Raw genomic sequence first — 14,336 nt, forward strand, 5'->3', positions numbered from 1 at the left:
GTTTCTACCAATTTTTATACGACTCTGCACAAATATTACCCCATGTGCAGAGTCTTTTTTTCTACTTTTGCAAAGGCTAGACCAATCAATGAATTATTCATATCAAACTCTATTATACCTATAGTATGAAACGACTGACACAAACTTTGGTTCTCTGCCTGCTGGCCGCCTTTCCGGCACTGGCACAGAAAAACTACGTATCCGAAGTATGGGTTTCCGACCTCGGAAACGGCAACTACAAAAACCCGGTACTCTATGCCGATTACTCCGACCCGGACGCCTGCCGCGTGGGAGATGATTTCTATATGACCTCATCCAGTTTCAACTGCCTGCCCGGATTACAGATTCTGCATTCCAAAGACTTGGTGAACTGGACAATCATCGGCGCGGCCATCCCCAATACCCTCTCCCCCGTCGAAATTCCAGAACGTCCGGAACATGGCAACCGCGTGTGGGCGCCCGCCATCCGCCACCACAACGGCGAATTCTACATCTTCTGGGGCGACCCGGACCAAGGAGCATTTATGGTGAAAGCCAAAGACCCGAAAGGCCCGTGGAGCGACCCCGTCCTTGTAAAACCGGGAAAAGGTATCATTGACACATGCCCGTTTTGGGATGAAGACGGAAAAGCATACATGGTACACGCATACGCGGGAAGCCGTGCCGGGCTGAAAAGCGTCATCACGATTTGCGAACTGAATGCAGAAGTGACAAAAGCCGTCACCCCTTCACGCATCATCTTTGACGGCCATGAAGCGCATCAGACATGCGAGGGTCCCAAGATGTACAAAAGAAACGGCTATTATTACATTTTCCATCCGGCGGGCGGCGTACCGACAGGCTGGCAAGTGGTACTGCGTTCCAAAAACATCTACGGCCCTTATGAATGGAAAACAGTACTCGCACAAGGCGACTCACCCGTCAACGGCCCTCACCAGGGCGCATGGGTAGACACTCCCGCCGGCGAAGACTGGTTCCTCCATTTCCAGGATGTGGGCGCCTACGGCCGAGTCATGCATCTGCAACCGATGAAATGGGTCAATGACTGGCCCGTCATCGGCATCGACAAAGACGGCGACGGATGCGGCGAACCCGTACTGACCTATAAAAAGCCGGACGTAGGAAAAACCTACCCGGCCTGCACCCCGCAGGAAAGTGACGAATTCGACGGCTACACGCTTTCCCCGCAATGGCAATGGCACGCCAACATCAACGAAAAGTGGGCGTACTATGCAGGTGACAAGAGTTACGTAAGACTCTATTCCTATCCGGTCGTACAAGACTATAAAAACCTGTGGGACGTAGCCAACCTCCTGTTGCAAAAGACACCTTCGGACAATTTCACCGCCACGATGAAACTTACATTCAGCCCGAACCGGAAAAACAAAGGCGAACGTACCGGACTCATCGTCATGGGCAGGGATTATGCCGGATTGATTCTGGAAAACACCGATAAAGGACTCGTCTTGTCACAAGTCGAATGCAAGAAAGCAGACAAAGGCAAACCGGAACAACCGAACGCTTCCGTCAGCCTCTCTCAAAATACGGTCTATCTGAAAGTAAAATTCACCTGCGACGGAAAGAAAATCAAAGCCAGCGAAGGCGGGCACGACCTCATTGTCATGTGCAATTTCAGCTATAGCCTCGACGGAAAGAAATACCGGCCGTTGGGCAACCCTTTCCAAGCAAAGGAAGGACAATGGATTGGTGCAAAAGTCGGTATGTTCTGTACGCGGCCCGCTATCGTCACCAATGACGGAGGATGGGCGGATGTAGACTGGTTCCGCATTGCGAAGAAGTAAAAAAGAACAACCGAATACCCAAAAGGCGTTTCCGCATGATGAAATTTTTGCAGGGACGCCTTTTCTTTTCTACCTTTGCAAACGAAAAAATCCGGAATAAGAGGATGAAACAATAAAAACAAAAAAGCCTAATGAAAAGACTAGCCATATTCGATTTGGACGGTACTTTGCTGAACACTATCGCCGACCTGGCACACAGTACCAATTACGCCCTGAACAAGCTGGGATATCCCATGCACAAGATAGAGAAGTACAATTTCATGGTAGGAAACGGAATCAACAAACTCTTCGAACGTGCGCTGCCCGAAGGAGAAAAGACAGAAGAGAACGTACTCCGCGTACGCAAAGAATTCATTCCCTACTACGATATCCACAATGCAGACGACAGCCGTCCCTATCCGGGCATTCCGGAACTGTTGTCCTATTTGCAGTCTGAAGGAATCCTGCTTGCCGTAGCGTCCAACAAATACCAGGCCGCCACCGAAAAGCTAGTCGCCCATTATTTCCCCGAAATTCATTTTACCGCCGTATTCGGCCAACGGGAAGGGGTGAACGTCAAGCCCGACCCCACTGTAGTCTTTGACATCCTGCAACTGGCAGGCACAGCCAAAGAAGAAGTCCTCTACATCGGTGATTCGGGAGTCGATATGCAAACGGCAGCCAACGCCGGAGTGACCGCCTGCGGAGTGACATGGGGATTTCGTCCCAAGAGCGAACTGGAAAAATTCAATCCGGCATACATAGTAGATACGGCAGAAAAGATTAAAGAACTGATTCCGGAACCCTAATTTACCTGATGAACAGATAGTTTCTACCGCACGAAACTTTTGTTTCATGCGGCAGAAGATACAGTTTCATAACCAAGAAACCAATGTTTCATACGGATGAACAAAGCGTATCAAGTACTCGGAACAATCAAGTCCGGACATCATTGTTTACTCCACGCTGATAAACCGAAGGCGCCACCCCGAACTGGGCCTTAAAACATTTGCTGAAATAGAAAGGATCACTGATACCCACCTTGTAAGAGACCTCGGCAACCGTCAGATTATCTTCCGACAGCAATAATTCGGCCGCTTTCTTCATCCGCACCACACGTAAATACTCATTGGGAGAATACCCGGTCACCCCACGCAGTTTCCGGTAAAACACCGTCCGTCCCAACTTCATGAGCTGGGCAAACTCATCAATAGAAAACTCCGGACGGGCAAGGTTCTGTTCCAGAATAACCGCCAGGCGGTCAGCAAACTCCTTATCCCTATCCGTAGTGCACATGGCCGGCCGTACGATGCCCGGCTCGTTGGAGAATTTTTCCCGTAATTTATCACGCTGCTCTATCAAGCGGAAAGCGCGTGCCAATAACAGTTTAATGCTAAACGGTTTCGCAATGTAGGCGTCCGCTCCGGCCTCAATACCTTCCAGATGCTTTTCCGGCGAATTCAATGCAGTCAGCAAAATAATAGGAATATGGCTTGTGTCAAAGTCCGATTTCAGCTTCCTGGTTACTTCGAATCCGGTCATTCCCGGCATCAGGACATCGCAAATGATAAGCTCTGCCTCATAGGTACGCGCTTTCTCAAATCCCGAAATACCGTCGGCGGCAACTTCCACCTCAAAATAAACCCCGATTTCCTCTTTCAGGAACTCCCGTATATCATTATCATCCTCAATAATCAGGACTTTCCGCTTATTTAAAGGAACAGCCATCTTTTCCGGTTCGGGAAGTTCTTCGGAAAGCTGCAACAGATGGTGCGCCTGCCCATTCGCTTCCTTCAACAGCACATTGCCCGGAATCAAAAAGTCCTTCTCCGAATATACCGACTTGTCCGTCGGAAGACAGACGGTAAATACAGAACCGCCTCCTTCATTGTCCCTGTACTCAATCGTACCTTTATGCACCTGCACCAGTTCATGGCTCAAATGCAAACCCACACCTATACTGTCACCGGAGAAACTGCTCTGCATAAAACGTTTAAACAATTCATTCTGTTTCTCCTTAGGAATGCCGACCCCCGTATCCGAAATCCGAATCTGCAACATCCTTCCCGCATCGTCCACATTTACCGAAAGGACAACCGTCCCGTTCGAAGGAGTATATTTAAACGCATTGGATAACAGATTATAAGTCACTTTATCCAAATTTCCTTTATCGATAAACATTTTGTACGACGGAACAGACGGCAAGAAACGGAAATTCATATTCTTCTGTTCCGCCACATCTCCGAAACTTAAAAAAATCTCATAGAGGAAAGCAATCACATCCGTCTCTTCCAAAGAAAGCGCCAGCTTATTATTCTGCATTTTCCTAAACTCCAACAACTGGTTGATAAGCCTCAACATGCGCCGGGTACTCTTATCCATCGTTTTCAAAGGATATGCCAGTTCACGGGGAATCTCCGTGACACGCTGTATTTTCTCCAATGCCCCCTGAATCAATGTAAGCGGAGTACGGAACTCGTGAGAAATATTGGTAAAGAAAACAAGCTTATATTCAGTCAACTGCTTTTCCACATTGATACGGTTACGCAAACTGTTAAAATTCCGAACAATGCGGAACGCGAAATAGAGAGCGACCACCAACAGCAATACGTATCCCGCCATCGCCCAGTTTGTTTTCCAGAAAGGAGGGACAATCACAATCTTCAAGGCAGTCTCACTGTCGTTCCAGATGCCCGAACCGTTGCAGGACTTCACATGAAGCACATAAGTCCCCGGAGTAAGATATTTGAAAGAAGCGAAATTCAAAGGTGACGGAGCGCTCCATCCCTCATCGTAATTCTCCAGCCAGTACATATATTTCGTGCGTCCGCTATCCGAATAGTCAAAAGTAGAGAAATCTATCAGGAATGAATTCTGGAAATATTGCAACGTAATCTCATCCGAATAGGCAAGCGACTGTTTCAAAGGAGAATCCTCCGCTGCCGGATTTACCAGAGTGCCGTTCACATACAAATCGGTAAAAACAACCGGAGAGAAGGCCTCGCTGTCCTGTATCTTTTCCGGGTCAATGACAATCAGCCCGTAATTCGTACCGAAAAGCAATTTTCCATCCTCACGCATACAAGCGCTGTTTTCGCTGTAAACATTGCCCAAAGTATAGGAAGAAAAGAAATAATTCTCGAAAGAACGGTTCGCCGGATTAAATTTGGAAATCCCATATTCGGTAGCTACCCATATATTTCCGTTCCTATCCCCCAGAACAGACTGAACCACATCATTTGCCAAGCCCTCGGAAGTCCCGTAATGTTCGTACTTCAAAGAAGCATAGCCGTCTTGCGGTTCACAAAGGTTCAGCCCCGAACCGGAAGTGCCAATCCACATCCTTCCTTCCGTATCGCGATAAATACACTTTATCTCATTGCTGCAGAATTTCCCGTTCGTATAACTGAACAAACGGTAATTGTCCGAGTCGGCAATCAGAGAGTCCGGATGGAAAATGCAAATTCCCTCGCTGGTCCCTACCCAAACCATTCCGTTTTCATCCTCCTCTATCACACGCACCATCCGCAAACCGAATCTCTGCTGAAGAAAATGCCTGAACTTATATCCGCCTTCGGGCGTCTGCTCCGCCAGCTCAAGCCCTCCTCCAAACGTACCTATCCACATGCGGTCTTTACGGTCACGATAAATAGCAAAGACATTATCATCGGACAATGTCGAAAAATCGGAAGGATTGTTGCAATACCACGTATCCCCGACTTTCAATCCGTTTCCGCGGGTCCCCATCCATATCCGTCCCTGCCCGTCCTCGGTAATAGCGTAAATATTGGAATGGAAATACCGGTTAGCCACCTTTGAACGGAGATTCGAATCAAAGGTGTAAAGTCCTCCCTTGCGTGTGCCCACATAGATATCCCCGTCGGGCATCTTAGTCAACATGCGAATCGTATTCGAACGGTCGAACAATTCACGGGATTCCGGGTAAATGCGGGCAGTCCCTTCATTCAATACCGAGATGCGGGACAGTCCCGAATACTCCGAAGCCACCCAGATGCCACCGGCACGGTCTTCCATGACATACAACAGGAAATCGGAACTGATATGGCTCTGGTCGTTTATATTCGCGACAAAATGTTCCAGCTTGTCCTCCGCCGTGTTGTAAGCGAACAATCCGTTGCCATAAGTCGAAATCCAGATAATCCCGCGGGAATCATGGACAATGTGGTAACGTTCGAAATCTATATAACTGATTTTGTCCTGGGGAATCAACTGAAATTCCTTGACTTCCCCTGTACCGGCAAGAACATAGGTAAGACACCCCGTATGATTGTATATCCAATAATTGCCACGATTGTCACGAATCAACCGGCCCTTTTTTATATCCATGCGGGAATCCGGGCGGACCTCTCCCGTCTTAAAATCATAGGTATATACCCCCGTAGTAGTCAAAACCACCCATTTGTCCTGCAACAGGAAATTACCGGTCGGTGAGGTCTGCCCTGCAACAGCGGCAAGAGACGCCAGTTTCCGCATCTTCCGGGCAGCAGCCCGGTAACAATAAATATCGCCGTCCACGGTAAGAAAATACATATCATCCCCGTAAGCCAGAGAAGAGACAAAATGAATCAGGCGGTCTTCTATCCTATACTGCCCGTCAGTGACGGAAACCAATCCGCATTGTGTCCCTATCCAAATCCGCCCGCCGGCATCCTCATCAACGAATTTCACCCTATTGTCCGGCAGATTCCCGCATTCTGTCCTGAACACCGTAGATTTCATCCGCCCGTCTTCCAGATGCACCATCCTGCGGCAGCCGTTTCCCGAATGCGACAACCAGACATCCCCGTTAGCGGCGACATACACCGTTGAATAATTTTGCCTCAATTCCCCGCAACCCGTATAATCGATAAAACGCGCGCGTCGCAAATCGTAGCAACTATATAGTTCAGGCGTGGTGGAAATCCACAAAAATCCGTTTTTGTCTTCTGTAATACTGTAAATCCGGTTATCCGCTAAAGACACTTCATCACCGGTTTCCGGACGGAAAGTAAGAAAAGAGTTACCGTCGTAACGGCTCAGCCCATTCAACGTAGCCAGCCATAAGAAACCTTTGCTGTCCTGATAAATGTAACGGACAGAATTATTAGGAAGACCGTCACTGGTTCTCATCCGGGTAGAACGGAGTTCGATTGCGGCGTATGTATCCAGTACAAGGCCCACCAGGAAAAAGAAGATTAAAAGACGTCTTTGCATCATATAGATTTTAAGATTAATAACTGAATGACGGACAAAAATAATCAAGATAGTTGGAATAATAAAGAGCCGGCCCGCAAAATACTCCCGCTTCCAGACACGGATAACGCGGATGATACAGCGATGATGTCTCTTATCCGTATTATCCGCATTACCCGCTTGAAAAACAGATGTGCAATCAATCCATGTGGAACACCTCCGGCAACGGCACGGATACCGGCGAATTATCAGGATTCACCTCCATGATATCCGCCATATAATCCCACCATCTCCGCACAATCTCCGTATTTCCCAAATCCTGTGAACCGGACTCTCCTTCCGTTTTCTGAAAAGCGAAAAGAATATTAGTCTCTTTATCCCAATAAATGGAATAATCCGATACGCCGCTCTCTGAAAGCAACATCTTCAGTTCAGGCCAGATAGCCGCGTGCCTCCTTTCATATTCCGCCTCACACCCCGGTTTCAGATACATTTTAAACGCTTCCCGTTTCATAGTTCCAATCTATTTAAAGTTAATTTTCCGCATCTTCCGCACCAACAGCAAAAATAGGCGCCGCCGTTTTCTGTTTCACCCGGTAATACTGAACGGCGCTATCGTTCATCTGCGGATACAAGTTCTTCAACAAACGAATCATTTCCGCACCGGCCCAAAGAACCGGGCCATATCCGTGAGCCGCATATACATTTACCGGACGATAGTAATAAAATACCGGGTCAAAAGCCATTCCCGTACCCACGCAGGTTCCTTCCACCTGGCCTTCCGCATTAATCTTGCCGGCTACGGCGTGCCATCCCAGATGAGCTGCCGGACCGTAAGCAACCGCGTCAATCCATCCTTCATTTATCGCATGCGCCAAGCAATAGACATAAATGGCGGAAGCGGAAGTCTCCAGATAAGAATCATTCCGGTCAAGTAACTGATGCCAAAGTCCTTCCCCGCTTTGCAACGCCGTCACTCCGCGTACATGGGCACGGAAATAGTCCATCACTTCAGAACGCTGCGGATAATCTTCCGGCAATACGTCCAGCAATTCGCAAGCCGTAAGCATGGCCCATCCGTTGGCGCGCGCCCAGCAAAAAGCAGGGTGGTCTGTACTGCTCTCCACCCATCCGTGACGATACAGTCCCTTTTCGGGAATAAACATGCGGTCTGCAAACTGAAGGAACTGCCTGACAGCCTCCGCCAGGTATTTGTCTTTTTGCAACTTGTCATAACAACTCATCTGCGCTATCGCCGGAATCCCCATAAACATGTCATCCAGCCAAAGAGTGTTGCGCTGCGGGCGATTACGGGCAAAAGTCCCGTCTGCCAAGCGATATTCCTTGTTTATTATGAAATCGAAATAGTTGTCGACCAACTCCTCTACAGGGAGTGACCGGTCTTTCAAACGAAGTTTGAGCATAGCTGCACATACAGCTCCCGCATCGTCCAATGCCTGCGGAGAGAGGATTTGCAGCAGTTGCGGGTCGGTCGTCCCCTTTTCCCGATAGACGCGCCTGAAATGCGGAGCTACCTCCGCCAAAAAACGGAAACGGCTCTGTACGTAATCCATATAACGCCGGTCCCCCGTGATTTCGGCAGCCGCAATCAAAGCAGAATAGGTCACTCCCCATTCATAACTTGCCAGACAAAAAGCGCCCCGTTCCAGTTGCGCCTCATCGCCCATCGCCGCATAATCCGTAATTACCTTTCCCGTGTTCTTATCCACCACACGGGCCGGAGTCTCCCTGTCTATATAAGCGAACACGCAATCCATATCTTTCTTTATCTGTCCGGTTGTCAGTTCGCCGTACGCGCCCCGATAAGCGGGCTGCAGCAAATGCAAAGGAGTATTCGAGTCGTTAATCACGCTTTTCTTTTCCTGAGCGCCGACAGGTAAAACTGTCAATAATGAAACAATGGTTATTATCCGATAATCCATAATCTATTTTTTAGGTATTTTACATCCTCTGAATACGGTTCCCCGAAGTTCCGGGCCAAAATAAAATCCCGGCTGCGTGGGCTGGTTATAAGCGACATTCTGAGTCGCAATGCTTATGCGGTAAACCGGGTCTTCCAGAAATGTGTGGAACCGGTATTCCGTAGGAACGGCAGAAACATAAAGCCTCAAAGAAGCGTTATCCGCCGCACGCAACAGGACTTCCTCACGCCAGTCGCCTATGATATCCCCCTGCAGACAGGGAGTCGCTTTCGTCCCGTTATTGGAAAGAGCCCCTTCAAAAACCGCGATGCGCTCACATTCTCCTTTTTCCCAGTTATATTTACTGACTACGTTCTTATCCAGCAATTCACGCAATAAGTCGCCGTCCCACCAAACAGCCATATTGCAGGACAGCCCTTTCACCCGTTCTTTTACAACTTCCCCCTTTACGCTCCTTATCCCTCCGGAAGCCAACGACCACATCTCAACGCCCGGATAAGAGGGGTCAATGTCCGCCGCCATACAACGTCCGACATCCGTATGGTCCTTAATCTGAAAAAGCACCTCACCGGTAGCCGCATCCCTGTATGAGGAACCGTCACGCTTATTCTCATGGCAGTCCCATACCTGCAGTCCCTTGCGGGAAGGGTCAAAATGGGTCAGATGAATGGCGTCTCCATGTCCCATCTTAGTCGAATATAATCCGCTGCCGTCATGGTCTATCGCACACGAGCCGTAGATAATCTCATCACATCCGTCGCCGTCCACATCCCCCACACGGAGATTATGATTGCCTTGTCCGGCATAATCCCCGCATCCGGGGTTGTTGCTGTCAAACACCCAACGCCGTTTCAGCTCCGTCCCGTCCCAGTCAAAAGCCGCCAGTACCGTACGTGTATAATAGCCGCGGCACATCACGACACTGGGATGTATTCCGTCAAGATAGGCGACGCAAGCCAGAAAACGGTCGCTTCGGTTTGCCCGGTTATCTCCCCAGTCCGCCAGATTGCCGCGTTCCGGGACATAATCGATTGTCTTCATCGCTTCTCCTGTCAATCCGTTAAAAACCGTCAGATATTCGGGGCCTGTCAGAATACGTCCCTGAGCATTCCGATAATCCGCTCCGGCGTCTCCGATTACTTTTCCCGTTCCGTCCACAGTTCCGTCCCCGGTTTTCATCACGACTTCCGCACGGCCGTCTCCATCCAAATCATAGACCATAAACTGCGTGTAGTGCGCTCCGGCACGTATGTTTCTACCTAAATCAATGCGCCACAAACGCTTTCCGTCCAATTTATAGCAATCCAGAAGCACCGGTCCCGTATAGCCGTCATGTGAATTATCATGTGCGTTGCTTGGGTCCCACTTCAAAATTATCTCATATTCGCCGTCACCGTCCACATCACCGATACTCGCATCATTCGGAGCATAAGAATAGGACTGTCCCGCCGGAGTCGTTCCGTCTTCCGGACGTTCCAAAGGAATGTCCAGATAACCGCACGGAGCGTCAGCCGGCATCCGATAACTGCTCTCCGTCCCTGCTTTTACAGCTTTGACCGTATAAAGCACAGCGTCCGTCCCGCTATAAGAATCTTGAAAAAAGGTGGCATTTTCCAGCGGATACCGATTTATCTTTTTACCGTTCCTATATATATCGAACGATTCATCCATCGAATCGGAAGATAAATAACGCCAAGAAACCGCGACTGTAGATGGGTTCTCCCGGACAGCAATCACTCCACGCCCCAAATGTTCGCGTTTCAGTTTCGAAAAATCATAGTTCGGCTGTGCCGCCGTAAAAACGGTTATCAGGCACAAGCTCCAAAAGATACTGATGTACTTCATAGTTTTATCGTTAATCAAATTATACCACAAAAATAAAGGGCACGGCATACTGATAAAATAGAATATTGTACACATGCATGTAGAAATCATCATAACACATGCTTTCCAACTGCTTTGTGGACAAAATTAAAGATATATGCACGAAAATCCATTGAAAAAGAAAACAGAGTCTCTTACCTTTGCAAAGTAAATCATTAAGAAACGCTAATTAACATAACAGAATTTTATTCGACCATGAAGAAATCACTATTCTTATTTTTTACGGCAACGCTTCTCTGCCCGATGTTTGCAAATTCCGCCGTCGCCCAAGAATTGCCTTCACAAAAAGAGACTCTCGCCACCCTCGTAAAAGTAAACGGTTACTTTATGAAAAAGTATGCCGACTACACCATTCCCAGTTTCCACGGAAGGGTACGTCCGAGCAATATATGGACACGCGGCGTTTACTATGAGGGGCTGATGGCGCTTTATTCCATCTACCCGCGCGAGGACTATTACAGATATGCCTATGACTGGGCCGATTTCCACAAATGGGGAATGCGCAACGGCAATACGACCCGCAATGCGGACGACCAATGCTGCGGGCAGGTTTATATCGATTTGTATAACATCTGCCCGTCCGACCCGAATATGATACGGAACATAAAAGCCAACATCGACATGGTAGTCAATACGCCGCAAGTCAATGACTGGTGGTGGATTGACGCCGTACAAATGGCAATGCCTGTCTATGCCAAATTCGGGAAGATGACCGGCGAACGGAAATATTACGATAAGATGTGGGATATGTATTCCTACACCCGGAATACGCACGGAGAAGCGGGCATGTTTAATGCCGAAGAAGGATTATGGTGGCGTGACCAAGACTTCGATCCTCCCTACAAAGAGCCCAACGGCAAGAACTGTTATTGGAGCCGCGGCAACGGTTGGGTGTATGCCGCTTTAGTACGTGTATTGAACGAAATTCCTTCCGACGAAGCGCACCGGCAGGATTATATCAATGATTTTCTGGCTATGAGCGAAGCTGTCAAGAAATGCCAGCGTGAAGACGGGTTCTGGAATGTCAGCCTGCACGACCCTTCCAACTTCGGCGGAAAAGAGACTTCCGGTACGGCCCTATTTGTTTACGGAATGGCATGGGGGGTACGCAACGGGCTCCTGGACCGCGATGAATATCTGCCTGTCCTATTGAAAGCCTGGAATGCAATTGTCAAAGACGCTGTTCATCCCGACGGTTTTCTAGGATATGTGCAAGGAACGGGCAAAGAACCGAAAGACGGGCAGCCGGTGACCCATACGAGCGTACCCGATTTTGAAGATTACGGTATCGGCTGCTTTTTGCTGGCCGGCACGGAAATCTACAAATTACAATAATACAGAGGTTTTCACCAGGTTAGTTTTTTTAATCGGGGATGCATCGGAAAAGTTTCGATGCTCCCCCATTTTTTAACAATAAGCATCTCTTTATGAAAAACAGATTATTTCGGAATGCATGTTGGCTGACAGTCCTGGCATGCAGCTTGCAAATGCAGGCGCAAAATAAGATAGCGGCTCCGATGGAGGACGTCAATCAAGTGATAGACAACACCCTGGACAGCCTGAACAAGGCGCGCACGGCAAGGCCGGAAGCCGGTTCCAGCCGAAAAGGAGACAATCCGGTTTTATTCCTGGTCGGCAATTCCACCATGCGTACCGGAACATTGGGAAACGGCAACAACGGACAATGGGGATGGGGATATTATGCCGGCGATTATTTTGACTCCGACCGGATTACCGTAGAGAACCATGCATTGGGGGGAACCAGCAGCCGCACTTTCTACAACCGTCTCTGGCCGGATGTCCTCAAAGGGGTGCGTCCCGGCGACTGGGTAATCATCGAATTGGGACATAACGACAACGGCCCTTACGACAGTGGACGCGCCCGCGCTTCCATTCCGGGAACCGGTAAAGACTCCCTGAACGTAACAATCAAAGAGACGGGAGCCAAAGAGACCGTATATACTTACGGAGAATATATGCGGCGTTTCATACGGGATGTAAAAGCGAAAGGCGCCCACCCGGTTCTGTTCTCCCTGACTCCCCGCAACGCATGGGAAGACAAGGACAGCACAATCGTCACCCGTGTCAACAAAACGTTCGGCCTGTGGGCGAAACAGGTGGCTGAGGAACAAAACGTTCCTTTCATTGATTTGAATGACATCACCGCCCGCAAATTTGAAAAATTCGGCAAGGATAAGGTGAAGTATATGTTTTACATCGACCGCATCCACACGAGTGCTTTCGGAGCCAAAATCAACGCCGAGTCTGCAGCAGACGGAATACGCGCCTGCAAAGGGCTGGAGCTTGCCGACTATCTGAAACCGGTCGAGAAAGATACGGTTACAGGGTCGAGCCGGAAGGAAGGACAACCGGTATTGTTTACCGTCGGAGACAGTACCGTCAAGAATGAAGATAAAAACCCTGACGGAATGTGGGGATGGGGCAGTGTGATAGCGGACGAGTTCAAGCCGGACCGGCTCTCTGTAGAGAACTGCGCCATGGCGGGACGAAGTGCGCGTACCTTTCTGGACGAAGGCCGTTGGGATAAGGTGTACAATGCTTTGCAACCGGGCGACTTTGTCCTCATCCAGTTCGGGCATAACGACGCCGGAGACATCAATACGGGGAAAGCGCGTGCCGAACTGCCCGGCTCAGGCGAAGAAAGCAAAGTCTTTCTGATGGAGAAAACCGGAAAATACCAGGTTATTTACACGTTTGGCTGGTATCTCCGCAAATTTATCATGGACGTTCAAGAGAAAGGGGCTATCCCGATTGTATTAAGCCATACTCCACGCAACAAATGGAAAAACGGAAAGATAGAACGCAATACGGAATCTTTTGGAAAATGGACCCGCGAGGCAGCCGAAGCCACCGGAGCCTATTTCATTGACTTAAACAAAATCAGCGCCGACAAACTGGAAAAGGAAGGTATCGGGAAAGCTGCCGCCTACTACAATCGCGACCATACCCATACTTCTTTGAAAGGAGCGCACATGAATGCCAAGAGCATTGCAGAAGGGTTGAAAAAAACGGATTGCCCGTTAAAGGATTATTTAAAATAATTCAACTGACGGTATGAAATACCGGGAATCCCCGTCTGAAAAATCCGTTATTCAGAATTCATAACCTCAAAGGTAATCTTGCCTACCCAATCCAATCTTTACAAACGGATATCATTGACATCTCCTTATTTTGTCTCGCATGATTCAATGTCGGAGACAAAATAAGGAGATTTATCTTACAAAAGTTTCAGTCAAACGGGCTTCTCAACCTTCCGCACCAACCTCAAATTTATTTTTCCTGCTCCAAGTCAAACAACATCCTCCATAACAAACTTAAAAAAGAAAGCCCAAAGCCAGTTCTCCGGTTTTAAAACTTACAGTCCGTAAGCCAATGGAAGGAATACCTTTTCGGCAAACTTGAAATTATTATCTTTCCGGTTAGGAAACAAGAGGAATTTCAACTCCCCTGCTTTTAAACTGCAAATGACAACAAAAGGCTGTCCGACTTTTGAAGTGAGCTCAAAAGTCAGACA

Annotated in this window: 8 protein-coding genes; 4 read left to right on the forward strand and 4 right to left on the reverse strand. The window is 48.5% G+C overall.

Features of this window, described 5'->3' with window-relative positions; genetic code table 11:
• Positions 1-125: 125 nt before the first annotated feature.
• Together Q5076_RS01305 and Q5076_RS01310 are read left to right on the forward strand one after the other, a co-directional pair.
• Positions 126-1,802, forward strand: a complete 1,677-nt coding sequence (locus Q5076_RS01305; RefSeq protein WP_303010423.1) for a glycoside hydrolase 43 family protein — start codon at positions 126-128, stop codon at positions 1,800-1,802.
• A gap of 131 nt (positions 1,803-1,933) precedes the next feature.
• Complete coding sequence (locus Q5076_RS01310; protein ID WP_303010425.1) at positions 1,934-2,590, forward strand: HAD family hydrolase; 657 nt, start codon at positions 1,934-1,936, stop codon at positions 2,588-2,590.
• A gap of 127 nt (positions 2,591-2,717) precedes the next feature.
• On the opposite strand, the gene Q5076_RS01315 is transcribed toward Q5076_RS01310, so the two are convergent.
• The 4 genes from Q5076_RS01315 to Q5076_RS01330 form a co-directional block, all read right to left on the reverse strand.
• Positions 2,718-6,998, reverse strand: coding sequence for a two-component regulator propeller domain-containing protein (locus tag Q5076_RS01315; protein ID WP_303010426.1), 4,281 nt, complete (start codon positions 6,996-6,998; stop codon positions 2,718-2,720).
• A 175-nt stretch (positions 6,999-7,173) separates the two neighbouring features.
• On the reverse strand, positions 7,174-7,488 hold the full coding sequence (rhaM, locus tag Q5076_RS01320) for an L-rhamnose mutarotase (RefSeq protein ID WP_303010427.1): 315 nt from the start codon (positions 7,486-7,488) through the stop codon (positions 7,174-7,176).
• Positions 7,489-7,507: 19 nt separating this feature from the next.
• Positions 7,508-8,917, reverse strand: a complete 1,410-nt coding sequence (locus Q5076_RS01325) for a glycoside hydrolase family 105 protein (protein ID WP_303010428.1) — start codon at positions 8,915-8,917, stop codon at positions 7,508-7,510.
• Between the two features lie 3 nt (positions 8,918-8,920).
• Positions 8,921-10,762: a rhamnogalacturonan lyase gene (locus Q5076_RS01330; protein ID WP_303010429.1), complete on the reverse strand. Its 1,842-nt coding sequence runs from the start codon at positions 10,760-10,762 to the stop codon at positions 8,921-8,923.
• Between the two features lie 234 nt (positions 10,763-10,996).
• On the opposite strand from Q5076_RS01330, the gene Q5076_RS01335 reads away from it, so the two are divergent.
• Both Q5076_RS01335 and Q5076_RS01340 read left to right on the forward strand, forming a co-directional pair.
• Positions 10,997-12,136: a glycoside hydrolase family 88 protein gene (locus Q5076_RS01335; protein WP_303010430.1), complete on the forward strand. Its 1,140-nt coding sequence runs from the start codon at positions 10,997-10,999 to the stop codon at positions 12,134-12,136.
• 152 nt (positions 12,137-12,288) lie between these two features.
• Complete coding sequence (locus Q5076_RS01340; RefSeq protein WP_303010540.1) at positions 12,289-13,863, forward strand: rhamnogalacturonan acetylesterase; 1,575 nt, start codon at positions 12,289-12,291, stop codon at positions 13,861-13,863.
• Positions 13,864-14,336: the final 473 nt, after the last annotated feature.

This window comes from uncultured Bacteroides sp. (genome assembly GCF_958445495.1).
Taxonomy (GTDB): domain Bacteria; phylum Bacteroidota; class Bacteroidia; order Bacteroidales; family Bacteroidaceae; genus Bacteroides.